Below are 25655 nucleotides of genomic sequence, written 5' to 3' on the forward strand. Positions count from 1 at the left end.
TAGTCGCGACAAGGGCGGCGACAGCGTGTCGCCGCGTTTATATGGTTATTTATCGGCCTGCTTTTCGCCGTGCTTTTCAAACCACCACAGAATGTAGGCGACTTTTGCCATCAGGTTCGAGGGCCGCTTGGTGATGCCATGCGAGGCATCAGGAATACGCACCATGGCGGTGTCTACCCCCTGCAATTGCAATGCTTGGTAGAACTGCTCCGTTTCGGAAATAGGCGTACGATAATCGGCCTCACCGGTCAGTAACATGGTGGGGGTGGTTACATTGCCCACATAGCTAATAGGTGAGCGCTCCATATAATGCTGCATATGCTCCCATGGCTTACCTGGGAACCAGTAATCCGCAAAGAAGGGGTAAAAATCCGCCGTTAGTACAAAGCTAAACCAATTAATAACAGGCTTAGCAACCACCGCCGCAGCAAAGCGATCGGTATGGCCGACTATCCACGAGGTAAGTACACCGCCGCCAGAGCCGCCGGTTACATAGAGTTTAGTGTCATCAATAAAGCCTTTGGCAACTAAGGCATCCACACCCGTCATCAAATCATGGTAGTCGTTGCTTGGGTAGTTATGATGAATCGTTTGTGCAAAGTCTTTGCCGTAAGAGTCACTGCCGCGTGGGTTCATGTACAGCACCACGTTGCCTTGAGCGGCAAATAATTGTGCTTCAGCGCTGAAGTGAGGCCCGTAGTTGGCCACCGGTCCACCGTGGATCTCGAGAATCAAAGGGTACTTTTTAGTTGCATCAAAGTGCGGTGGGTAGACAATCCAACCTTGAATGTCGAGCTCATCGTGGCTGGACTTAACCCACAATTCTTCCACTTTGCCAAGCGTTTTGTTGGCCAAGGCATCTTCATTTAAATGCGTTAACCGCAGCGCTTCGCCGCGCTTAGTCAAGGCCACATCAGCAGGGCGCTGAGTGTCGGCGAGCGTGAATGCAATATCACCCTCGGTGCTAACGTCAAAATCACCGCCTGAGTAGGGGCGACCAAAAGACACGCTCCCCACTTTGTCGGTGATCACCTTGGCTTCACCGCGCAAAGGTTGGTAGCCAATGGTGGTTTTGCCTTCGCTATCGTAGCTAAAGTACAGGCCGCGACTATCATCCGCCCAGTGTATTTGCGCCACTGCGCGGTCAAAGTCCGGCGTTAAGCTGCGCGTCTCGCCAGATTCTAAATCACGGATGTAGAGCTGAGTGTTTTCATAGTTAGTGCGCTTATCGTCATAGCCGGTGTAGGCTAAGTAACGACCATTGGGAGACACCTGCGGCTGGCTGTCTGGGCCATCGCGGTCAGTGATGGCGCGAATGCTGAGAGTATCAAGCTCCAGCGCGTAAATTTCTGAGTTTATCGGCTTTAACTCATGGTCACTGTGACGGTTTGCTGAAAAGTATAAGGTACTGCCATCGTCACTAAAGCTGATACTGCCGCCATGGTCAAAGTCACCGGATGTGAGCTGCACCGCGTTGCCGCCATTGGCAGCAATACGAAACAGGTGATTATGGCCTGCTTTGGTATAGCCGGCGCCATCAGCGCGGTAGTAAACCTCATCGATAAACAGCGCTGGGTCCGCCCATTTTGCGCCTTCGGGCTTACCGGGTAAGCTCACCGGGCTATTGGGCTTAGCAGGTACAAACATACTGAATACTAAGCTTTTGCCGTCCGGTGTCCAGGTGGGCTTGGAGGGGCTCTGTGTAAGGTTGCTGATTTTACTCACCGCACCTGTGTTTAACCACTTAACATACAGCTGTGCGCTGCCATCTCGTGTAGAAATAAACGCTAAGCGACTGCCATCGGGGGATAACACGGGGGCAAAATCTTGATGTACGCCACTGGTTACCGGTTGCAGCTGTTTATTGTCGGTGCTGACCTGCCAAATATTACTAAATTTGCGGTCTGACTTAATGTCCATGCGATTGCGCACGAAATACACGGTATCGCCATCATCACTGATATCGATTTGGTTGGCATATTCAAGATTGAAAACGTCTTCAAGCGCGAGTACATCATGGCGAGTGCTTTGGGCTGCATTGGCGATACCGCTGGTTGCGATAGCTAAACCCATGGCCCAAGAGAGGGGAGTGAATTTCATAATCTGTCCTTGGCAGCTATGTCAGTCTCCCTGTTATAAGACCCATACTCTGCAGGTGCAACTTTATTCGATAAAAAATGACAGCTTGGTCATGGAGTTGCAAAAAATAGCGGCAGCAGCATAGCGATTAGCGCGATGATCATGCCACATTGGTTGGTCAATGAGATTTGCTTGCGCTTGCGGCTGATGTAATCGTCACTCAGGCTGTATCCACTTTCGTTGTTGAGCCAGGCATCTAAGTTGGTTTCCAGTGCTTTGGCTTTGCTGAGTTTTAGCGGGTTATGGTTGAGTACTGCGCGCAAGTCGGGATAGTACTGCTCAACATAGCTACGTAGCTGTTTACGAAGGGTAAAACGCACCCATAGGTAGGCGCCAAAAAGGAGTAAGAAAATAATTAAGTTCATTGCTGTAAATCCATTTAACGAGCGTGACGTTTTATTTGTTCCCAAGTTTAGCAAAAATGTATAAAAAGTCAGCACTTTTATACTTAGCCAAAAGTATGACTACCATAAACCATCGCTACTCAAAATCAGTTGTACTGCAACAATAATAAACATCCAGCAATGGACCAAAATAGTCACCCATAGCTTTATGATAAAGGCGCGCTTTTGCGATTTATGACGCAACCAAGTTTGCGCCGCAAGGGCTCCTAGCCAGCCGCCGAATAGCGACCATATTAATAAGTCACGCTCGGGTGTACGTGGGCGTTGGCGCTGCGCCGCGCGTTTATCATGCCAAAACCACACAAAGGTTATTGTGCTCATGCATAGATAGAAGACGCTGGGCCAAAGAGTTTGCACTTGCCAACAGAGCAGTGCGACAGCGCAGACAAAGAGTAAGCTGCAAACACCTTTGCAAAGCTGCAATATAAACTTCATTATGTGTTGTCCGATAAAATTTGGCTCAAGTGTACCTAATCGGTGCCGATAGTATTTAAAAGCGAGCCATGATGCCAAGGACGCGCAATGCGCATTGATTCTTCCTACTCACAATCTATACCGACAACGCCTCAATCTGAGGGCACTTTACGCCTGCAACCCCAGCATAATCAAGCCAAAGCTCAGGCTGAGGCCGACATTAAGCAGAGCTTGCGCGAGCAACTGCCCGCGCATATTCAAAAAATGCTAGAACAAATCGAGCGCGTAAAAGAGCAAATAGATCAAGCACGTGAAAGGTTGAGAACTCTGCAAAACGAGCAAGACCCCAATGATGAGGAAGCGCACAAAACTATGCTCGAATCACAGCGCAATCTTGTTGCCAATATGGAAGTACAGCTTATGCAAATGACCCAAGCGGTCACTGAAGCACTCAAAGAGGCCGGGATCTCCGACCCCGGTATACTCTTAAGCGCACTAAGCTAATAAGTTACCACTGCCTTTCGATACTAAATAGCACGCTGCGCGGGCGCCCGGGAAAGTAACGATCGCCGCTGAAAGTCGTGAAATCGGCACGTTCAGCATAGGCTGTATCAGCAACATTCTCCACCCGGGCGATCACTCGCCAGTCCTTATTCACTTGCCATGCACCGCGTACATTAATGAGATCATGGCCACTGTAGCGGTGCAAATTTTGTGGGTCGGTGTAATAATCACTGACGTGATGCCACTCCAGGGCAACATCGACATCGTCACTGATTTGCCAATGCAGTTGAGTATTTGCTACCCATTTGGGCGCGGTGTCCATAATGTTCCCCTTGAGCTGAGTGTCAGCGATGACTTGCTGGTGCTCATAGGTGTGCAGCGCCCGACTCAGTGCAAGTTGCAGCATTACCCGGCTGCTAGCCTGATAGCGTAGTTCTAACTCAATACCTCGGTGTTTACTTTCACCGTCACTGACGTTAAAGAAGTCACTATCGCGGAAAATAAAGTTATCTTTGTGCATCACGTAGCCAGCTAGGTTGAAGCGCACTGAATTGTAAGCCCCCTTTACACCCAGCTCCACGCTATTGATGGTTTCGCTTTTTAAATCGGCCACTTGCTGCTGACGCTGGAGTTGATATAACTCTGAGGTTTGCGGCGCGCGGTAGCCTTTGGCGAGATTAGTGTAAGCAATAAGTTCAGGGCTCAGCTGATAGCTCAGCGATAGCTTCGGGGAGAGATCGGCAAAGCTGTTGTCGCCGCTCGCGGGGCGTGAATAACGACAACCGCCAAAGCCACATTCGCTGCCATCGTCACGGGTACGCCCAGCGAGCATATGATTGCTGTAGTTGTAGTCGATGTGCTCGTAACGTGCTCCTAAAGTCACTAACCAGGCCGAATGACGATAAGAGAGCTGTGCAAAAGGGGCATACCATGTTGCATCAACGCTGTAATCGTAATGCTTTCCTTGTGGTACGGTGGCCTGTAAAAAGGCTGAGCCGGTGGTTGGCTGGTGTTGATATTGCAGCACGTCGCCTTGGGTGTACTCACCATCTATGCCTAGGTTTAGTTGCCAAGAATTATTGAGTTGGGTTTGCCAAAGCGTTTGTACGCCAACCCCTTGCTGGCTATTTTCCTCCAGCGGTTTACCCGGTAAAAAATGCTTTAAAAAGGTCATTTGTTGGTCACGCACATAAGGGGTGATCATCCAAGTGGATTGCCCGTTTGCTTGCCAAGTAAATTGCGACCATAGCCGCGTCGCGCGATTTTTGCGAAAGGCTTCTGGGTTGGGGTTTTGCTGTGCCACTTGCTCATTTTTATAGGCTTCAAAACCCTCAATATAGCCTGCTGTTTGTTGGTCTAGATGGGTGTAGGTGAGCCCGGTTTGCACCCTCAAGGTATCGCCGCTATAGCGATAGCGCAGGTTGATTTTCTCTTGTTCGACACTCTCATCATCGCGGTAGCCGCTATCACGGGTAACACTGCTATTAATGCCAAAACCTTGCTCGCCTAAATCTTTACCGGCGCGCAGTTTTGCGCGTTTATAGCCATACGAGCCCACATCGAGGCCAGCGAAGCCGCCCCCATAAGTCGTATCGGGGGTAATCACATTAATTACCCCGTGCACAGCATTTGAACCGTACAGCGCAGAGCCTGGCCCTTTAAGCACTTCAATACGCTCAGCCATTTCACTGTGCGCTTCAAACAGCTCATTAACGTTACAGAAACCGGCTGCACGCAGGGCAATACAATCTTCTAGCGCCAACACTTCGGCACATGCGCCCCCGCCGGTAAATACCGGAGAGCGCAATGATGGTAAATATTCTTGGCCGTTACCGTGTTGTAAATTGGCTCCGGCGATTTGTTTCATGGCTTTTTCAATGTGTGTGCTGCCAAGGATAGCCAGTTGTTCAGCATTGATGGTGGCAATATTCAATGCCATTGCCTCATCTGTTATCGCCAATCGCGAGGCAGTGGTCGTGATGCGTTCAATCTCGGCTAAGTCATTTTGAGCGAGTGCCACTTGTGTAAACGCGAGTAGAGATAAGAATGTTGGTCTAAGCATACGTTTTCTGTGCATTTTTTGTTGATGGTACGGATTTGTAGCGCGCAGTGCAAAATTATACTCTCAGACGGTATTGGCTGATCACTGTGGTGCACAGTGGTGTCGAAATACCAGGGAATTAGTCATGCTGTTGGGGGCGACTGAAGTGGGGTGTTGAAAGCACAGCAGCGAGACTAGGTGCCTCGCTGCGGTGATATAAGCGCTGCTAAGCGTCGTTATTGGCTAACTTACAATTAGCATAATAGGTGGTGGTCGCAGGCCAGTCACTGAATACACCAATGACGCCAACATCTTGCGCTAATACATCCAGCACTTGCATCATCACACCATCTGAATCAACGGCATCGGTGATTGATTGGTAGTACCAACCGCCACCGCCCTCAAGCGGCCCTGAGCGCTCTAATGACCAAGCAATAATTTTCAATCCTGCCTCGTTGGCTGCTTTGGCATACGCCGAGGGAACAATCTGATTATTGTTATCTAAGTCAAGTAACATCCAAATCGGTGGTGCAACAACTTCGATGCCCTGATTGACCAGCTCAGCCATGCTGGGTGACCAGGTTTGCGCATTACTGGGATCAAAGCCCGGATCGGCGTCGCGACCGTCAAGGTAAACGGCCTGTGCGGCAAATTCTGGATGAGTGTTAACCCAATGCAACACATCATCGCGGTTAAATGATTGCGGCCACACCTGGTCGGCAGCAACCCCCGCAAGGTCATACTCGTTCAGCATTTTTGATGCGTAATCGGTTTGCGACATGCCATTAAAGGGCATACTGACGCTAGGTGATTTTAACTCTGGGGTCATTTTTACGCCCAGTGATTTAAACAATTCAATGCTTTCTTGATGGGTCATCAAGGTACCGCGAGCGGCATATAAGTCGGTTCGCCACGGTGCAGTGCCTTGCATATATTCACTGACAGTGGTTGCTGCTGGGTTCGCGCCATCCATTTTTCCCTTGAGCGTTTTAAACTCGGCTAAGGTGATATCGCTGGTGCAACACTGGGCGCTTGCGGGTACGCCGTCTGCGGCGGGAGTGAAAGGCTCTGAGCATTTGCTAGCAAGTTCGGTTTCTAGAATATTGGTGGTGGTATGCAGATCACACTGCGAATGGCGACAGACCAGCTCATTGTCGGCGGTAAAGGTGACATCACATTCTAAGATCCCTGCACCCATGCGTGCTGCCGCAATGTAACTTTCACGGGTGTGCTCAGGAAATTGCATGGGTGCGCCACGGTGGCCAATGGAAAAGTCGCTGGCCACGAAATTGTCGTCGGCACATGCTTGCAATGCTTCTTTAAGTGGCCCCGCAGCCATAGCATCAACCAGCGCAAATGGGCGAGGGCCCAGTTGCACTGAGGCTGGAGAGGCTGTTTGTGGCTGTTCAACCACCACAGGATCAGAATCTGAGCTGCTGTTACATCCGCTTAATAAAAGCGCCGCCAACGAGCAACTAATGAGAGAAAAGCGCATAGAGTTAGTTCCTTTTTTAGGTTTTTAACCATCATAAGGACGCGATGTTTTATTTTTATTACAGCGACACAAGCACCACTTGATCGCTACAGCTAATTGCACAGTAGACTAAACTATCAGCAATGTGAATGAACAATAAGAGTTTTATGTATAAGGTATTGATGTGTTTGTTATGGGTGGTGAGTTTTGCTAGCAGCGCTCAGTCTTATGTGATTGAGCAAGTTAAAGACAATGTGTATCGGTTTAGTGCAGGCCACTACCACAGCGTCTTTATGATCACTGATAAGGGGGCATTTGTCACCGATCCTATTAATGCTGATGCGGCGAAATGGCTGAAAAAGGCGATTCACTCTCGTTTTGGTGTTGCGATTAAGTTCATGGCCTACAGTCACAACCATATTGACCACACGCTCGGTGGCGAATTTCTGGTCGATGAACAGACTACCGTTGTTGCTCATCGTTATGCAGATGAGGACATGCGCTGGACTAAAGCTCCCGTGCGCTTTGCTGACGTTACCTTCACTGATTCTTTCACCGCTGAGCTTGGACAAAGCTCTGTACAGCTTAGTTATTTCGGCCCCAATAATGGGCGCGGCAACGTGAGTATGCATTTCATGCCTGCAAACGTTATATTTGTGGTCGATTGGGTGGTGTTAGGTCGCATGCCTTATAAAGATCTGCAAGGTTATGATATCCACGGCATGATCAGCTCTACAGAGCAATTACTCGCAAGCCACGACTTTGATATTTTGGTAGGGGGGCATGCACAAATGGGTGACAAGGACGACGTGCGTCGCTACCTTGCCTACCTGAAGACCCTTTATAATAGCGTGCGTGACGCGCTGTTGGCGGGCCATACTTTGACGCAAATGCAGCAACAGCTACATTTTCCTGAATTCAGCCACCTGCCCATGTACCAGCAGTGGCGAGCGCAAAATATTGCCGGTGTGTACCGCACGCTGATAGAAGAGTCTTACTTTAATTTTCGCCCCGATGTGAGCGTTAAAGAGAACGAACATTAAGTGGTCGCATTAGGGTAATCAGTATAACCCTCTGGGCCACCGCCAAATAATGTTTGCGGATCATGCTCTGCTAAAGGCAAACCTGCTTTGAGGCGCTGCGGTAAATCCGGGTTGGCAACAAAGGGGCGACCAAAGCCAATCATATCGGCCCAGCCATCCTCTAGTGCTTGTTCGGCGCGCGCCTTGGTGTATTTGCCCGCGTAAATAGTGAGCCCATCAAAGGCATCACGGATAGCGTGCTTAAACTGTGCGCTCATTAAAGGCGCATCGTCCCAGTCGGCCTCCGCAATATGGACATAGCCAACGTTAAGCTCATTAAGAGCCTGCACTGCAGCCACATACGTGCTTTGAGGGTTGTCATCTACCGCGCCATTTAAGGTTGTTAACGGTGCTAATCTGACCCCTACGGCGTTTGCACCAAACACCTCACTGACCGCGCTGACGACTTCACGCAAAAAGCGCAGGCGATTATCAAGGCTACCACCATACTCATCGCTGCGGTTATTGGCTTGTGAGTCTAAAAACTGGTTGATTAGATACCCGTTGGCAGCATGCAGCTCAATGCCGTCAAAGCCTGCTTCTTTGGCGCATTGGGCGCTGTGGCGATACTGCGCGATGACCTCGTGGATTTCTGCAACGCTCATAGCGCGCGGCATTTGCGCCTCGACAAAACCTGGGCTGTTATTGTCATCGATAAACACCTTCACCCCCTTGGCTTGAATAGCAGACGATGAGATGGGCTGCTTGCCGCCAGTATTACTTTCATGGGATACGCGGCCGACATGCCACAGCTGGGCAAACATCACGCCGCCGGCTTGGTGGACGGCGTCGGTGACCTTGCGCCAACCGGCAACCTGCTCTGGGGTGTAGATCCCCGGGGTCCAGGCATAGCCTTTACCTAGTTCGCTGATTTGCGTCCCTTCACTGATAATCAGTCCGGCACTGGCACGCTGCGCGTAGTAGGTCGCCATTAAGTCATTAGCGATGTCACCCGGTTGGGTTGAACGCGAACGTGTCATCGGTGGCATAACAATGCGGTTTTTTAATGTTTTACCGGCTAAGGTAATGGGGCGAAAAAGTGAATTCATAAGACCTCCTAAAGTTGTGCTGAGCACAGCGTATCGCAGATGATTGTCATCATTAACCGCAATAAATGAAAAACACTTTTGTGAAATATGTAACTACAGGCATAACCTTGATTCAATGAAATCTAAAAAGGCAGATATTCGTGAAGACACTGCACTGTTGCGGTAGTAAACAGCTTGTACAGATTCTCGTCGATTAGGACTTAAAATATGGTTGTTGAGTACGCTCACTAAGCGCCCGGCGGCTAAGTCGTCTTTAACCATAAAATGCGACAACAATGCGAGTCCTTGACCCGCTATACATAGCTGACGCACAGTCTCGCCGCTGGAAGCACTGATAGCAAAGCGCAATTGTTGCGGGCTTTTGAGTGGCCAAGTGTTAAGGTGTGGGGCATCGCTAAAACCGATTAAACGCTGCTCATGCAGAGTTTGAATATTCTCTGAAAGGGAATGATGAGCTAAATACTCAGGACTTGCCACTATGTGTAGGCGGCTTTTACCTAGTCGTCGAGCATGTAAATTTGAGTCACTAAGGTCACCAATACGTATGGCTATATCGGCTTTATGCTCAAGCAAATCAATAATACTGTCGTGGCTGGTTAGCTCTAGAGTAATATCTGGGTAGGTTTTGCAAAAATCGTTGATCAAAGGGGTCAATTGATGAAAAACAAATGGGCTGGCGGCATCAACGCGTAATTTTCCTGAAGGAGAGCGGCCCAGCAAACGCAGTGCTTCTTCGCCTTTTGCCAGCATATTCAAGCCATCGCGAGCGTGGCTCAAAAACAACTCTCCTTCTTCTGTGAGCTCTACTCGCCGTGTGGTTCTATTTAGTAGGGTGGCATTTAAAGTACGCTCCAGGCGGGTTACCGCTCGGGACACTTTGGCAACTTGTTGGTCGAGTAATTGTGCCGCAGCAGAAAAGCCTCCAGTATCAACTACGGTCACAAAGGCTTCTAAGTCTTCAGTTTTAGCATTGACGGGCATCGGCTTACCTTTTCATTTATCACAAAAGTATTTTGTCACTGCTGCTATTTTTTGCAAATAAATTTACTCCCACAATGACGGCATTGTTTTTAAACTCGCAGTGAAGAGGAAAATAAATGCCCATTGCATTGCTCGCTTTAACTTTGAGTGCCTTTGCTATAGGTACTACCGAATTTGTAATAGTAGGATTAGTGCCGACTATTGCACAAGATTTAAATGTGACCCTGCCAAGTGCTGGGTTATTGGTTAGCCTTTATGCCATTGGCGTGGCTGTTGGCGCACCAGTGCTGACCGCGCTCACCGGACGGTGGAAGCGTAAAAGCGTGCTTCTTAGCCTCATGGCGTTGTTCGTTGGAGGAAATATTTTGGCTTGGCAAGCGCCGAGCTACGAAAGCTTAATTGCGGCGCGCATCCTGACTGGGTTGGCCCATGGCGTGTTTTTCTCCATTGGTTCAACCATTGCCACAGGCCTTGTGAGTAAAGAAAAAGAAGCTAGTGCCATCGCAGTCATGTTCACCGGTTTGACAGTAGCCCTAGTCACAGGCGTGCCGCTGGGTACTTGGATTGGTCAAAACTTCGGTTGGCGAGCAACCTTTTTAGTGGTTTCTGCCTTAGGGCTAATCGCTCTCATTGGCAGTGCTGTGCTGGTCCCGGGGAATTTAAAACAAGGTCGCCCGGCGCGCATCAAGGAGCAGTTGCAAGTGCTTGTTCAACCGCGATTAGTATTGGTGTATGTCATGACTATTTTGGGCTATGGCGGCACATTCACTGCATTTACTTATCTGGCGCCTATTTTACAGCAAGAAGCCGGCTTTGCTCCGTCAGCCATTGGTTTGATCATGCTGGTTTATGGTGTATCTGTGGCCGTGGGCAATATTTATGGCGGCAAGCTAGCCGACAAAAAAGGTCCGATTAACGCCCTTACGCTGATTTTTGCGGCTTTATCTCTAGTTTTATTGGTATTCACATTCACTATGGGATCAAAAGTGGGAGCGGTGATCACCGTGCTGATATGGGGGGCTTTTGCTTTTGGCAACGTTCCTGGGTTGCAAGTGTACGTAGTAAAACTTGCAGAAAAATACACCCCTAACGCCGTAGATGTAGCATCAGGCCTAAACATTGCGGCGTTTAATATCGGGATTGCGGTAGGCTCTGTATTGGGCGGTGCGATTGTCGACGGTATGAGCCTGCAAGACACTGCTTGGATAGGGGCTATGATTTCCGTAGCGGCTTTGGTGGCAACGCGTTGGAGTGGTCATCTTGATAAGCGCGACGAAACGCGTGCTCAGGATCTGGTATGAGCCTGGATAAACTAGCACAAAAACCCTTTTCTATCGGGGTGGAGTTGCCGCTGGATAATGACTGGGCTCGTTTTGAAACCAATACCTCAGGACCTTTTGGCATTCCAGATATGCGTCATCATGAAGCGCGTATTCAGTTAGCCGACAAAATGGGCTTCTTCGCCGCTTGGGTTCGTGACGTGCCTATTTATGACCCTAATTTTGGTGATGCTGCTCAAGTATTTGAAACTTTTAGTTATCTAGGTTATCTGGCGGCTAAAACTGAACGCATAATGCTTGGCACAGCTGCGGTGGTGTTGCCTCTTCGCCAGCCTTGGCTAGTAAAAAAAGCCGCCGCCACGATACAAAGCCTCAGTAAAGGGCGGTTGATCTTAGGGCTTGCCAGTGGTGATCGCCCTAGTGAATACCCTTTATTTAATATTGACTTTCCCTCACGGGGAGCCCGCTTTCAAGAAGCTGTGGCGGTGCTCAAAGGTGAGCCCAAGCGGCCCTTACAAGCAGGGCAAAAGGTTCTGCCGGAGTTGACTAACACGCCCTTATATGTCGCGGGTCTCGCCCAGCAGTCACCAATGTGGGTGGGACAAAATATGGATGGCTGGTTGGCATACCCCGGTACTCCTGAAGATCATAAAAAGCGAGTAGCACAGTGGCGTAATGTTGCTGGCGAAAAGCCTTACGTGAGCTTTATTCATTTAAATTTGCTGGATGAGCCTGATGCGCCAATAACACGTCACCGATTCGGGATTGAAACTGGCGTAAATGGACTCATCACTGAACTAAAGGCAATGCAACAAGTAGGTGTAAACCATATTGGTTTGCATTTTAGGCGAAATACCTTGCCCGTTGAATGGGCACTCGAGTACATCGGTAAACAGGTATTACCGCATTTTCATTTTTAAGGAGACTATATGAATCAATCAATTTTACCTAAACTAGGCGTTGGCACGTTTCGACTAGAGGACGAAGTCGCTTATCAGAGTGTAATGATGGCTCTTGAAGAGGGCTATCGGCATATCGATACTGCGCAAATCTACGGCAACGAAGAAGCTGTAGGTCGTGCTATTAGAGATAGCGATATTGCCCGTGAAGAGCTCTTTGTAACAACTAAAGTGTGGAACGATAAGCTCAATAAAGAAGGCTTTATTGACAGCGTGAAAGAAAGTTTACGAAAGTTGCAGCTTGATAGCGTGGACCTACTGTTAATTCACTGGCCAAGCCCTGAGGGCGGTGAACCAATGGATGAATACCTTGGTGAATTACATCGTGCCAAAGAGCTGGGTTTGACTAAATACATAGGTGTATCTAACTTCACTATTGCCCAACTTCAACAAGCGCTAAAAATCTTACCAGAGGGCTCGTTGACCAATAACCAAATTGAAGTTCATCCTTATTTGACTAATGAAAAAGTGCGTGAATTTTGTGTGCAACAAGGAATCACAGTGACCGGCTACATGCCTTTTGCTGTGGGTAAAGTGCTGAAAGACGAGACTATTTTAGCTATTGCTAAACAACATAACGTCAGCGCCGCCGAAGTGGTTGTGGCTTGGGAGTTAGCACATGGTTTGGTGACAATTCCATCATCGACCAAACGAGCCAATTTAGCCACAAATCTTAAGGCGCTGGAACTGACTTTAAGCGCTGAAGACATCGCCAGAATAGATGCCCTTGATTGTAACGACCGTCAAGCCGACCCTGATTTTTCACCCAAGTGGGATATTTAAATATGGTAGAGCGGACCCATGCATGGCAGTTTAATGGGGCAGGTAATGCCCTGCAATTAGACTACAAAGCCTTACCTCTATTGGAGGCTGGACAGATTCTGGTGCGCAACCTTGCCATCGGCATCAATCCTGTGGATTGGAAATTTATTGATGCCGATCCTATTTCTTGGCCCAAGGGTCACACTCCGGGCGTTGATGGTGCCGGCGAAGTGCTGGCCGTAGGTGCGGGAGTTGACGCTCAATTAGTCGGTCAAATGGTGGCTTATCATCACAGTTTAAGCCTTGATGGTAGTTTTGCTGAACACACCGTTTTATTTGCGAACCGGGTGATGCGCATACCACAAAGCTTGAGTCCTTCGGTGGCTGCCGCTTTACCATGTCCGATGCTGACTGCGTGGCAAGCGTTTAGCAAAATCCCCGCAGTTAAAGGTGCTAAGGTACTGATAACGGGTATGGGGGCAGTGAACAAGTTGTTGGCCCAAATGCTGAGTCACAGTGGTTTTAAAGTGCATGTCTTATCGCAAAGTTTAACCCAAGAGCAAGCGGATAAACTGAGTATAGATGCAGTTTTTCGTCAAGCGCCCAGCGCGGGCGGTTACTTTGCATTGTTTGATGCTAATGGCCCGGATACGGCAAGGGAGCTTGTGCCACTGCTGCAGGCCAATGGCCATGTTATCAGTATTTTAGGACGCATTGATAACCCCGTGGATGCGCCATTTACGCGTACTATTTCATACCATGAAATTGCCTTAGGGGCACTGCATGACTATGGGGATAGCGCTCAGTGGCAGCGCCTTGTAAGGGACGGTGAACGTCTACTAGAAGACGTGGTGGCTGGTCACTTACAGGTAGAGCAACCAAGTGAATTCGCTTTTGATGCATTAAATGATGCTTTGATTTTCTCTAAGGAGGAAAAACAAAAAGCAGTTGTGCTCAATCAATAGTTACTCTGGGCCTTGAATGGCGGAATAAAACTAACGCATAAGGCCCAGGTTAGTAGCTTTTACACGGTTTTAATTGGGTTACAGGCACGGTTACCTCACGATATTGATGCCGAAATAGCATCATGATAATGCCATATTGTGGCTGCTGTATCGGTAGAGATGTTGTTAAGGTGGCCCTATCAACATAATGTAGAACGTGCTAAATGAAGAGGTAATAATGACCGCTATTGCTAAGCTCAGTGTGCTTGATCTCGCGCCCGTGGTGCAAGGCAGCAATGCCAATGAAGCGTTTGCCCGCGCTAAGGAGCTTGCTCAACATGTGGAACGTTTAGGTTACCATCGTTTTTGGATGGCGGAGCATCATAATATGCCCGACATAGCCAGCGCCGCCACGTCCACCGTACTGGCGTACATCGGCGCTCATACTCAGCGTATACGTATTGGCTCTGGGGGCGTGATGCTGCCCAATCACGCGCCGATGATTGTCGCCGAACAATACGGCACCTTGGCAGCGCTGTTTCCTGAGCGCGTCGACTTAGGCATTGGCCGCGCGCCGGGGAGCGATGGCGTTACAACACGTGCGTTGCGACGTGATGCAAAGGCTGCGGAAGATTTGTTGCCACAACTCGAAGAGCTGCAGTATTTTCTTGGTGAGGAACAACCTGGCCAACGCGTGCGAGCTTACCCTGGAGTCGGTTCTCACGTGCCGTTGTGGCTACTTGGTTCAAGCACTTACAGTGCTTTGCTCGCGGCACAAAAAGGCTTACCCTTTGCGTTCGCTGCGCACTTTGCCCCTGACTTTATGATGCGCGCGATAGAATTGTATCGTGAACAGTTTCAGCCCAGCGCTCAACTGAGTGCTCCCTATGTGATGGTAGCGGTGAATGCAATTGCCGCTGCTACTAACGAGCAAGCCGAGTTTCTCGCAACCACAGGGCAGCAAAAGTTTGTCAGTATGATCAGGGGGCAAGAGGGGCTGATCCCTCCTCCCACCGACAATATGGATGCGATCTGGGCCGACCTTGAACGTCAACAAGTGACTCGGATGTTGCGCGAGTCAATCATCGGTAATAAAGAGAAAGTCCAGGCCGGGCTGCGTGGGTTACAGGCGCGTACGGGGGCCGACGAAATCATGCTACACAATATTATTTATGATCAACAAGCGCGTTTGAACTCTTATGAGCTGATAATGCACGGGTGATAGATATGGGTTGGCGCTTGGTTTATCGCCGTATATGCTTGATGAGCATCTTGCATCACAAAAAAAGGAACACAACATGATTGGCTATGTCACTTTAGGTACAAATGATTTGCAAAAGGCTGCGGCTTTTTATGATGTTTTATTGGGCCAACTCGGTGCCGCACGGTTTATGGAGAATGAGCGCTTAATCGCTTGGTCGACTGGCCCTGTGGGCGCAGGATTAGCGATAGTGAAGCCCTATGATGAGAGCCCCGCAAGCGCCGGTAATGGAACTATGGTGGCATTACAGGCCAGTTCCCCAGATTTGGTTGATAAGGTTTACCAAAAGGCGGTTGCTCTTGGTGCTAAAGAAGAAGGGGAGCCCGGTGAGCGTGGTGATATCCCTGGCTTTTATGCTGGCTACTTTCGAGACCTAGATGGCAATAAGTTGAATGTATTTTATATGCCAAGCCCTGCTTAATAGATAAGGAAATGTGAATCTTACTATAAGCGCCCAGGAGGGCGCTTTGTTGCGTGTATTTGTCCCCATATAGTTAACCCTGTGTTAAAAAATAACTGCATTTTATTGACGTTTTAACGACCATGTCATATGTTATGAAAGCGCTTACATAATTTGCGCTTTTTATTTGAGTACTTTTGAAAGCGCTTACAAAATACTGGTTGATAATAAAAACACAATTAAATCAGTTAGATACTAATAACCAATTAATGTTGGGGTTCAACAAAATGAACAAAGCAGCAACACACACGACTCGGGCTTTGGCAGCGCTCTCATTAGCTGTACTGACTGGGTGTGGCGGCTCCGCCACTGAGACTGATGTCACCACCACAGAGGTAAGTGCACCTGCCTCCAACTGGGTCATGGTTTGGGAAGATGATTTCAGTGGTGAAAGCATCGACACCTCAAAGTGGAACTATGAAATCAATTGCGCCGGTGGCGGCAACAATGAAAAGCAATGCTATACCGATAGCAGCGATAACGCATACATCGAAGATGGCGTGCTCAATATTGTTGCTCTACCAGCATCAGAAGGGGCTGAGAAGCCTTACACGTCGGCACGATTAAACACCCGATACAAGGCTGATTTTACCTACGGGCGCTTTGAAGTTCGTGCCAAGTTGCCCTCAGGACAAGGCAGTTGGCCGGCGTTTTGGATGATGCCCACCGATGAAGTGTATGGTTCGTGGCCTAAGTCGGGAGAAATCGACGTCCTCGAAGCTGTTAACCTGAAAGTGCCCACCGATGAGGGGGTGGAGTCTAATATTCATGGTACTTTGCACTATGGACGCGATTGGCCAGACAATGCTTCCAGTGGCAAAGCATATGAGTTCCCTCAAGATGAGAACCCCGCAGATGACTTCCATACTTATGCCATCGAATGGCAAGAAGGCGAAATTCGCTGGTATGTGGACGACTACCTTTACGCTACTCAACGCCGTTCTGAGGTGCTTTATAACAGCAAAAATGAAGCTGTGGGCTTAAAGCATCGTGGGTGGTTTGCTGAGTATTTTGAGCAGGGCAGTGGTGAGCTAGTCACGCATTGGGATAATGCTCCGTATGATCAAGATTTTTATATGATCCTCAACCTTGCTGTTGGCGGTGATTGGCCGGAAAACGTCAATCAAACGGGTATTGATGCCAGCGCTTTTGCCGAGGGACAAAAGTTTGAAATTGATTATGTGCGCGTTTATGAGTGTGCATCGAACCCTGATACAGGCAAAGGCTGCGAAACAATTCGCCCTGGTTATGATGACCCTGCAGATGCATTAGTTGAAGGTAAGGCGCCTGTGCCTACACCGCCATCAACAGGCATCAATCCACTGACTATTTTTGCTGACCAATTTAACCCTAACTGGCCTGCTTGGGACTGCTGTGGCGGTTCAACGCCGAGCTTAGTGCCTGTAGAAGGCAAAGGCAATGTGGTGGAGTTCGTGGTCGGCAGTGCACCCACGGTAAATGGTTTTACCAGCCGTAGCGAGTTTATCACTGATCCCGAGGGCGAGGCGTCGCCTTATGATGCCTCCGGGATGCTTGATAACGGCTTTGTGCGTTTCGATATGCGTGTCACTTCAGCTCCGGCGAATCCAGATGCCACTTGGATGTTCAAAATTGAAAGCTTTGATGCTGGCTCCGCCGTTGAGCTCAACCTTAGCGCCAGCGCCGAAGGTGAAGCTCCTGTCGTAGGCCAATGGCAAACGTATACATTTCCAATCCAAGCGTTAGCTGATGCTGGCCTTGATGTGTCAGCAATTGATGTGGTGATGATCTTCCCTGCTTGGGGCACTGGAGAGGGCGCCGTTTATCAAGTCGATAACGTTGAGATAAACGCCGAGTACCCGCAGTTAGACCTTTTCACTGATGGTCAAAATGTTGATTGGCCGATGTGGGATTGCTGCGGTGGCAGCACACCTATCGAAGTCATGGATGATGAAGCCCATGGCTTGGTTGCTGAATTTGCAATTGGTGCTACACCTACCGTTATGGGCTTTAATACGCGCAGCGATGCAGGCGGCAGTGATAACCCCTTTGATGCCACGGCTATCGTTGAAGGTGGCGTGATGCAGTTTGATATGAAGGTAACATCAATGCCGAATACGCCAGATGCGCCTTGGTTGCTCAAGTTGGAGTCAAGCGGCGGAGCGACGGCCGCTGAAGTTGATTTAACAACAAGCGCTGAAGGTCACGCCCCACAAGCGGGTGAATGGCAAACTTATACCTTCCCGTTGACTGACCTAGCGAGCGCTGGGTTAGATTTAAGCGCCATTGATGTAGTAATGGTTTTCCCTGCATGGGGCAGCGGTGAAGGTGCGGTATACCGCATTGATAACGCCAAAATTTATTACCCTGAGAATGATGGGTTAACCTTATTCAAAGACGCGGCTGCTGAGCAGTGGAGTATTTGGGATTGCTGTGGTGGCTCTGAGCCAGCTGTAGTGACTGACGACCAAGCTCATGGCGCAGTTGCTGAGTTTACAATCGGGGCGACGCCAACCGTGATGGGTTTCCTAGCAGATGAAAACGTGTCATTTGATGCCTCCGGTTTACTCAGCGAGGGTGTGGTGCAGTTTGAAATGAAGATTACCAGCAATCCGGGTAACCCGGACGCTCAATGGTTATTCAAGATTGAGTCATTGGGTGCTGCAACCGCAGTGGAACTGCCGCTCAGCGCCAGTCAGGAAGGGGCAGAGCCTGTAGTGGGTGAATGGCAAACCTACACCTTCACATTACAACAGCTACTCAATGCTGGCTTGGATGTCAGTGCTATCAATGTGGTGATGGTATTCCCTTCTTGGGGCATGGGTGAAGGTGCTGTGTATCGCATCGATAACGCGGTCATAGCGAATCCTTAACACACTGAGTGCGGGTAGTACGCTGCCCGCAACCTATGGCAACAATTTGTATAAGCAGGCAATCATGAAACCTACAACATTTAAGAAATCATCGCTAGCTGTCTCAGTGTCGCTGAGCCTTGCCGCAGGCCTTGGTGTGGCCATGCCAACTTGGGCACAGACAGAACAAGACAATGCAGAAAAGAAAATAGAAGTTATTCAAGTTAAAGGGATCCGAGGCAGTTTGATTCGTTCCATGGATCTTAAACGCCAATCTTCGGGCGTTGTCGATGCAATCTCTGCAGAGGAAATGGGTAAGTTCCCAGATACTAACTTGGCTGAGTCATTGCAGCGCATAACCGGGGTGTCAGTAAGTCGGGCTAACGGCGAGGGTAGCCAAATTACCGTACGTGGTTTTGGCCCTGAGTTTAACCTTATCACCCTTAATGGCCGACAAATGCCAGGAACAGGTTACACGCGTTCGTACAACCTAGAAAACATCGCCTCAGAGGGTGTGAACACCTTAGAAGTTTTTAAAACCGCGCGTGCAGATGTCCCCAGCGGTGGTTTAGGCGCGACGGTTAACATTGTTACTTCGCGACCCTTCCAACGCCCTGGGCAGCACTTTACCGTAACCGGCAAGGCTATTCACGATACCTCTAATGAACAAGGGGATGACGTCACTCCAGAGTTTTCTGCGGTGTACAGCAACACCTTTGATGATGATATGTTCGGTGTTGGCTTTACCTTCTCGCATCAGGAACGTGACTTTCAAAAACAACAAGCAAACATTCAAGGTTGGCAAGCTAACGTAGATTTACCGTCGCTTGATGACGGCAGTGTGATTGATCCCCGTCCTTTAGACGCTGATGGCAACCGGGTGGGTAATCATTTCTTTCCTAAAGATATGAACTACAGTATTGAAGACTTAGAGCGCGAGCGCACCAACGGGCAGGTAACGCTTCAGTACGCGCCTATCGATGATATTGTGGTGACGCTGGATTATACGGCGAGCCGGGCTATTACTGGCTCTAACAGCATTGGTTGGGGAATTTGGAACGAGTTTGGTGGCAATATTAACGGCTACGAGCTTGATGAAAATGGCACCGCACTCTTCGCTGACATTAGTGGTAATGATGCGTCGTTTACCGCCAACCGTTCAACCACCGAAGTAACCGCACGTTCTGTGGGCCTTAACGTCGATTGGCAAATCAACGATCAATGGCAGGTTGCTGTTGATTATCATGATTCTAATAACGAAACTGACAATGGTGCCGATGACGGGTTAGGTAGCGCCGGGCAAGTGATCTTGGGCTCCGATCAGCTTATTAATAAAATTTATGATTACCGTGAAGGGGACATTCCTCATGCCTTGGTAAACTGGAAAAATGGCACCACTACTTTAGCCCCGAGTGAAATTGATTCTAACTTTAGTCAGTTCATCTACTCACCGGGTGAATCGGATATCAAACAGGCGCAATTGCATAGCGAATGGTACAACGACAGCTTTGATATCCCACTGATCCGGGTGCAATTCGGTGGCTCGCACACTGAGCAAACCATGACGGGTTTCACGGCGTGGAGCGGTCTGCGCGGCGGCCCTGGTTTCAATCCGGCGTTCCCCGAGATTTTCCCTGATAATATGTTCACCTACCATGAAACCGGCGATCTCCTTGATCAATTTGCTGGAGGTGGCAGTGACTTACAACCGGGTTATTACTACACCTACGACTTTGATGAGGCCATTGCTCGCCAGCTGGCTTACCTTACTGAAGATGTAGTAGGTGACAATGTATACTCTATCGATCCTTTCTTTGATGGTATTGATAGTCAGAATACCGTTGAAGAGCAAACGCAAAGCCTCTACTTGCAGACGCAGTGGGAATTCGATGTCGCCAATTACTACGTGCAAGTGAATGCCGGTTTACGTTATGAGCAAACCGATGTAACTAGCATTGTACGCCAGCGTGTCGAGCAACAAGTGAATTGGGAAAGTGCGTCAGAGTGGATTATGCAATACGCCGAAGGTGGCACGAATAACTTCCTGACTCAAGAGGGTGACTACGACATCCTACTGCCAATGATTGATGCTAAAGTGGATTTGACCGACGATTTGGTAGCGCGGGTATCATGGGGTAAAACCATGTCACGTGCACCTTTGGGTAATTTGGCCGGTGGCCGTAGTTTAACGGGCAGCCCTAAGCCAGGCTCGCGAACTGGTGCCCAAGGTAACCCCAATCTATTGCCATTTGAGTCCACTAACTTGGACTTGTCTCTAGAGTATTACTACAGCGAAGGCAGCTACGCGTCGCTGGGTTACTTCAAAAAAGACGTGGATAACTTTATCCAAACAACCATCACTGAAACCACCATAGACGGTTTGCACGATATTCTTGATGGTCCTCGTTACCGTGAGGCGGTGGCTGCAATTGAAGGGCGTGGCGAGCAGGCGACCAGCGATGCAATCTATAATGAAATGCTGGCGTTAGGCTATGGTAATGGCGAAGGTAAAATTGAGCCAAGCAGTGATGATCCGCTTATTGTTTGGAACATCAGCCAGCCGCAGAATACCGACAGCAAAGCGGTAGACGGATTTGAAGTGGCGCTGCAGCACCTGTTCGGGGAATCGGGCTTTGGTGTTGGTGTAAACGCGACTTTTGTTGACGGCGATGTCGAGTTTGATAGTGAAAGCTTGGTGCAACAAGCTCCACTTACTGGCTTGAGCGACTCTGCAAACTTCCAGGCCTTCTATGAAAAAGATGGCTTATCGGTGAAGGTCACTTATGCGTGGCGTGATTCGTATCTGATTGGTGTGGGCCAAGACCAGGGCTCCTCAGATGCGCCACCGCAGTATAGCGACACCTATGGGCAATGGGATATCAGTGTTAATTATGACATTGACGAGCACATTACCGTGTTTGCCGAAGGTGTAAACCTTAATAATGAAACTGAACGTGGTTACGGTCGATATGAAGAGCAGTTCTTATTTGCACGTCAATATGGGCCGCGCTACACCTTGGGTGCGCGCTATAGCTTTTAGCCATTAATTTTAGCTTCACGACAGGGTTTATCCCTAGAACCAACCTAGCCGCTCACCGAGCGGCTTTTTTTATTTATATACAGTAACCACTTGAGCTTATGTCAGTGAGTAGAAGGGGGCTTTGATGTCGCTGCGCGTCAAGTACCTAAACGGACAACTGGCTATTTTTAACTGTTTTGTTTAATATTGCCCCAATTAGCGCCTAATTTCATGGTCGTATAGGTGCCTTAGGAATACTTTTAACAAGGATGAACTCATGACAACCATGCGTATTTCCCAATCTGTCGGCATCAACGGTGTCAATAATCCCAATGACATTAAAGCGGTACAACAAGCATTAAACGCTCTACTGAGACTCATTGCGCCCACTCAGCGGTTAGTCGTTGATGGTCGTTTAGGAAGCCGTCCTGAACAGTCAAAAACCGTTGCCGCGATAAAGCTATTTCAACAAAAAGTGGTGGGTATGGTTCGTCCCGACGGCAAAGTGGATGTAAATGGGCGCACCCATCGCAAAGTAAATGAAAAGCTCTCTCAAGCGAGCGCCAGTGCGCAGACACCGATTTCTGGAGCCTTGAAAGTGTCGCTTTATCGTAATATTGAGCGCTATGAGGGCCGCGTAGAGCACATGTATTTGGATACCAAAGGCTTTGCGACCGTTGGTGTGGGCCACCTACTGAGTAACGTAGATGAAGCCAAAAAATTACCTTTTATTGTCAATGCCACCGGGCAACCGGCTACTGCCGCGCAAATAGAAGAAGAGTTCTCACGTTTAAAGAAAATGCCCTTTGGTAAAGATTACCCCGCTTCCATTTATAAATCAGCAACCAAACTACACCTGTCTGAGCAAACTATGGATGCACAGATTGAGAAGCATATTCGTCAGTTTGAATCGGAGCTAAAAAGAATATACGGGGCCGATAAGTTCGCTGCCTTCCCAGACAATGTCAAATTGGCGCTATTCGATATGATTTTTAACCTGGGTATGACCAAGCTTAAAAACACCTTCCCTAACTTTAACCGCTATATTAACGCGGGTGACTATAAAAATGCCGCGCTCGAGTCGTCTCGTAAAGACATCTCCGAAGAGCGCAATATGTATGTTCGTAACTTATTGGCAAACTCATAATGACTAAAAGCACTTTTTTATTATCTGGGGCCATGCTGCTTTCTGTTGCAGCCTGCGCAAATACAGAGCAACCAAGTATTGCTCCAAGTTATAGCGAAACCAATAAAACTGAGGGGCGTTTTGTCGATCCCGTATCACTAGATAGCCGAGCGGATGTGGAAGCGCTAGCAAGTGGTAAGTGGTTTTTTAGTTATCCGCTAATAAATGATTCTGGCAAGAGCACAGAAATTGCAAGCTGTGAGCAATTAAAGCAAGCGCAGGCTCAAGGTTTCAAGGGCGAAGACTTTTCAATGCAAGGCGCTATTGAAGCGCTTGAGCTAATTTGCAACACCTGGCAGGCGATGGCGAAATTAGAAGCCTCTCACACCAGTTGGATTAACTTTACTCACGGTAAAGAAGTGGCCAAGGAGTTACCTGCCGAATTCGCCCTCGCTATCTCTAATGATACGGTTGAGCGGGTGGCGCAGTCCGAGCACTGGAGTGATGTGACCACAATCAAAAAAGTTGAGCCTGCGAGTGAAGACCAAGCGGTGTATTACGATACCGATGGCAGTATTCAGCGTTTAACGCTCATGGCCCAAGGCGACTACAATGGCGATGGAATTGAAGATGCTATTTTCTATATGGAAAATGGCGTTGATGGCGGCAGCTATTCCAGTGTGAACACCTATATTGTGACTCGCTTGCAACAAGGGGCGCCGATAACGCTGCTGGCGAAGTGGTAGTCAGGTCTCCTGTGGCAAACTCAGAGTGACTAAATTAAACCTCATAACAGTGACCGCTCTTTTTGGTTCACTGAGCGTGTGTGCAAAGACAGGTATAGAGCCTCGTTATACTTTAGAGAACAAAGCCCATAGCTTCTTTGATAAACGCATTGAGCTGAAGAACAGCTCAGAGATTGCCGCACTTCACAACAAACAGTGGTATTACCAAGATACTCTCAATAAGGGGGTGGACTTTATTGAGGTATCGAATTGCTTAGAGCTCAAAAAGGCTTTAGCGGAAGGCTTCGAGGCAGATACATACTCTTATCAAGAGGCGGTAATAGCAACCAAACATATCTGCGACACCTGGCAGGCGATGGCGAAACTAGAAGCCTCTCACAGCAGTTGGATCAACTTTACTCACGGTAAAGAAGTGGCCAAGGAATTACCTGCCGAATTCGCCCTCGCTATCTCTAATGATACGGTTGAGCGGGTGGCGCAGTCCGAGCACTGGAGTGATGTGACCACAATCAAAAAAGTTGAGCCTGCGAGTGAAGACCAAGCGGTGTATTACGATACCGATGGCAGTATTCAGCGTTTAACGCTCATGGCCCAAGGCGACTATAATGGCGATGGCATCGAAGATGCTATTTTCTATATGGAAAATGGCGTTGATGGCGGCAGTTATTCCAGTGTGAACACCTATATTGTGACTCGCTTGCAGCAAGGGGCACCGATAACGCTGCTGGCGAAGTGGTAATAGGTAAGGAGCAGCTTAGCTGCTCCCACAATGTTGCTCCCACACCACGGCACAGCTAATGGAACACTTTGCCACTAATCAAGGTGTCATCAATCACCAAAAACTGCCCATGCCATTTTTCTGTAGTGACATAAGCGGTATCCCACTCTAGATTAGTGTTGCACATGGCTTCAAGCTTGGCATAAGGGTCTCCTTGGCCAAGGCCAGCAAACTGCCATTTTGAAAAGTTATCGAAGAGCTCGTTTTTGCCGTAGATGCCTGCCCTGCGGGCGGAGAAGTCTTCCATGAGTTTAATATGGTCCACTTGCTCTGCAGTAGACATCACAATTTTTTGCCGACAAGGGGTGAAAAAAGCACGCTTATTATCGGCATCGACTAGTTGAATTAGGCTGTTTCCATAGGTGCTAATATACTCGTCAATGCTCATGGCGTGTTGGTAGCAAGGAGAGGTTTGCACCTTGCTAAAGTCGGTGAAGGGCTTGCCTACACTAAACCCAGCTAACTTCTGCGCGGTTTCATCAAGGTCGCTAACTTGTTGTAGTGTTAAAAATTTGGGTTCGCTATAAGCCGAGTCAATGAGTGCTGCCTGCTGGCCATCAAGGGTTGCTGTAGAAGCAAACTGTGCTCCATTTAAGGAGAATGTAAAGTCTTCGGCAACAATTTCCAACTGGTTAGCTAACGAAATAGGCAACAAAGCTTGGTTGTATTGATAACCCACTAACTTACCTTGGTGAAAACTAAAAACATGATTGCGACCAATAAAAGCCAGTAACTTTGTGTCATTTATCGGCCATAACATAGTAAAACGGCCTAGTTTTTCGAGTACTTGAGCGAATTCATCACCCATTTTAAAAGTAAATATAGAATCCTCGGTGATAATTAAAGTCGGTGTTAACTGCTGAAGCTGTTTTAGGGGGGCGGCTGGTAATGTGAATGAAGTTTCTATATCAAGGTCGTTACTCGTATATTTGAAAACTGTTGATGATAAATAATCAATATTCTCTTTCGTTATTTTAAATCTATCACCGTAGCATTCAGTGACTGATGCGATTTGCGCAATTGCATCAATATTGGATGAGTTCGGATCACGTTTAAAGCTGACAGCCGTTTCCATGATACCCGCATCGGTATTGTCGGCGATATCTTGCAGTTTATGCAGCAGCTTTTCTTTAGTCTGTGTAATTAGCTCATCGTCACTGAATGACCCCATACGGGCTCGATATGTTACTTGTACAGATTGCGCCGAACGCTCGTCAACATGGCACTCACTGGCTCTGGAGTACACGCTGTGTGAGTATGACGAGCATGAATATACAACAGCTAATGCCAATAAGTACTTAACCATAACGGCAATGCCTTTTTATCAAAGTCACTAATGTCTATCTTTTACACAGTGATAATTAAAGTCAATATATCTAGTATTTTTCAGATTTGAATTAG

21 protein-coding genes are annotated in these 25655 nt (G+C 48.4%); 13 read left to right on the forward strand and 8 right to left on the reverse strand.

Annotation, left to right across the window (positions count from 1 at the left end; translation table 11 throughout):
- Positions 1-45: 45 nt before the first annotated feature.
- The 3 genes from MHM94_RS01210 to MHM94_RS01220 form a co-directional block, all read right to left on the reverse strand.
- Positions 46-2100 (reverse strand): S9 family peptidase, encoded by a 2055-nt coding sequence (locus MHM94_RS01210; protein WP_235418398.1) that lies wholly within the window; start codon positions 2098-2100, stop codon positions 46-48.
- A gap of 89 nt (positions 2101-2189) precedes the next feature.
- A complete protein-coding gene (locus MHM94_RS01215) occupies positions 2190-2504 on the reverse strand; it encodes a hypothetical protein (RefSeq protein WP_022945241.1) in 315 nt (104 codons plus the stop codon).
- 99 nt (positions 2505-2603) lie between these two features.
- Positions 2604-2864: a DUF1294 domain-containing protein gene (locus tag MHM94_RS01220; protein WP_170268983.1), complete on the reverse strand. Its 261-nt coding sequence runs from the start codon at positions 2862-2864 to the stop codon at positions 2604-2606.
- A gap of 201 nt (positions 2865-3065) precedes the next feature.
- Between MHM94_RS01220 and MHM94_RS01225 the strand changes: the two genes are divergently transcribed.
- A complete protein-coding gene (locus MHM94_RS01225) occupies positions 3066-3461 on the forward strand; it encodes a hypothetical protein (protein ID WP_138548182.1) in 396 nt (131 codons plus the stop codon).
- A gap of 4 nt (positions 3462-3465) precedes the next feature.
- On the opposite strand, the gene MHM94_RS01230 is transcribed toward MHM94_RS01225, so the two are convergent.
- Positions 3466-5523 carry a TonB-dependent receptor gene (locus tag MHM94_RS01230; RefSeq protein ID WP_235418400.1) on the reverse strand — a complete coding sequence of 686 codons (2058 nt, stop codon included), beginning with the start codon at positions 5521-5523 and terminating at the stop codon, positions 3466-3468.
- 205 nt (positions 5524-5728) lie between these two features.
- Positions 5729-6997, reverse strand: a complete 1269-nt coding sequence (locus tag MHM94_RS01235; protein ID WP_235418402.1) for a glycerophosphodiester phosphodiesterase family protein — start codon at positions 6995-6997, stop codon at positions 5729-5731.
- 128 nt (positions 6998-7125) lie between these two features.
- On the opposite strand from MHM94_RS01235, the gene MHM94_RS01240 reads away from it, so the two are divergent.
- Positions 7126-8019: an MBL fold metallo-hydrolase gene (locus MHM94_RS01240; protein ID WP_235418404.1), complete on the forward strand. Its 894-nt coding sequence runs from the start codon at positions 7126-7128 to the stop codon at positions 8017-8019.
- Here the strand turns inward: MHM94_RS01240 and MHM94_RS01245 are convergent.
- Entirely contained in the window at positions 8016-9107 is a 1092-nt protein-coding gene (locus MHM94_RS01245; RefSeq protein ID WP_235418405.1) for an alkene reductase, read from the reverse strand. The two genes, MHM94_RS01240 and MHM94_RS01245, sit on opposite strands and share 4 nt — an antisense overlap.
- Before the next feature lie 93 nt (positions 9108-9200).
- Positions 9201-10088 (reverse strand): LysR family transcriptional regulator, encoded by an 888-nt coding sequence (locus MHM94_RS01250; RefSeq protein WP_138508161.1) that lies wholly within the window; start codon positions 10086-10088, stop codon positions 9201-9203.
- 116 nt (positions 10089-10204) lie between these two features.
- On the opposite strand from MHM94_RS01250, the gene MHM94_RS01255 reads away from it, so the two are divergent.
- The 11 genes from MHM94_RS01255 to MHM94_RS01305 all read left to right on the forward strand — a co-directional run bounded on the left by MHM94_RS01255 (position 10205) and on the right by MHM94_RS01305 (position 24215).
- Positions 10205-11389, forward strand: a complete 1185-nt coding sequence (locus tag MHM94_RS01255; RefSeq protein WP_151173806.1) for an MFS transporter — start codon at positions 10205-10207, stop codon at positions 11387-11389.
- Positions 11386-12288: a TIGR03571 family LLM class oxidoreductase gene (locus MHM94_RS01260; protein ID WP_152441783.1), complete on the forward strand. Its 903-nt coding sequence runs from the start codon at positions 11386-11388 to the stop codon at positions 12286-12288. Before MHM94_RS01255 ends, MHM94_RS01260 begins: the two co-directional genes overlap by 4 nt.
- A gap of 9 nt (positions 12289-12297) precedes the next feature.
- A complete protein-coding gene (dkgB, locus tag MHM94_RS01265) occupies positions 12298-13110 on the forward strand; it encodes a 2,5-didehydrogluconate reductase DkgB (RefSeq protein WP_151173808.1) in 813 nt (270 codons plus the stop codon).
- Positions 13111-13112: 2 nt separating this feature from the next.
- A complete protein-coding gene (locus tag MHM94_RS01270; RefSeq protein WP_235418406.1) occupies positions 13113-14054 on the forward strand; it encodes an alcohol dehydrogenase catalytic domain-containing protein in 942 nt (313 codons plus the stop codon).
- 217 nt (positions 14055-14271) lie between these two features.
- Entirely contained in the window at positions 14272-15255 is a 984-nt protein-coding gene (locus MHM94_RS01275) for an LLM class flavin-dependent oxidoreductase (RefSeq protein WP_235418408.1), read from the forward strand.
- 76 nt (positions 15256-15331) lie between these two features.
- A complete protein-coding gene (locus MHM94_RS01280) occupies positions 15332-15715 on the forward strand; it encodes a VOC family protein (RefSeq protein WP_235418410.1) in 384 nt (127 codons plus the stop codon).
- A gap of 266 nt (positions 15716-15981) precedes the next feature.
- Positions 15982-18606: a glycoside hydrolase family 16 protein gene (locus MHM94_RS01285; protein ID WP_235418411.1), complete on the forward strand. Its 2625-nt coding sequence runs from the start codon at positions 15982-15984 to the stop codon at positions 18604-18606.
- 64 nt (positions 18607-18670) lie between these two features.
- Positions 18671-21625: a TonB-dependent receptor gene (locus tag MHM94_RS01290; protein WP_022945230.1), complete on the forward strand. Its 2955-nt coding sequence runs from the start codon at positions 18671-18673 to the stop codon at positions 21623-21625.
- 256 nt (positions 21626-21881) lie between these two features.
- Complete coding sequence (locus MHM94_RS01295; protein ID WP_235418413.1) at positions 21882-22751, forward strand: hypothetical protein; 870 nt, start codon at positions 21882-21884, stop codon at positions 22749-22751.
- Positions 22751-23476, forward strand: a complete 726-nt coding sequence (locus MHM94_RS01300; RefSeq protein WP_138548173.1) for a hypothetical protein — start codon at positions 22751-22753, stop codon at positions 23474-23476. The genes MHM94_RS01295 and MHM94_RS01300 overlap by 1 nt, the downstream gene beginning before the upstream one ends.
- A 25-nt stretch (positions 23477-23501) precedes the next feature.
- Positions 23502-24215 (forward strand): hypothetical protein, encoded by a 714-nt coding sequence (locus tag MHM94_RS01305; protein ID WP_235418415.1) that lies wholly within the window; start codon positions 23502-23504, stop codon positions 24213-24215.
- A 55-nt stretch (positions 24216-24270) separates the two neighbouring features.
- On the opposite strand, the gene MHM94_RS01310 is transcribed toward MHM94_RS01305, so the two are convergent.
- The gene (locus MHM94_RS01310; protein WP_235418417.1) at positions 24271-25560 is read right to left on the reverse strand and encodes a hypothetical protein; all 1290 of its coding nucleotides are present in this window, start codon (positions 25558-25560) and stop codon (positions 24271-24273) included.
- Positions 25561-25655: the final 95 nt, after the last annotated feature.

The sequence above is a fragment of the Pseudoalteromonas sp. CNAT2-18.1 genome (assembly GCF_022347865.1).
GTDB classification, from domain to species: Bacteria; Pseudomonadota; Gammaproteobacteria; order Enterobacterales; family Alteromonadaceae; genus Pseudoalteromonas; species Pseudoalteromonas ruthenica.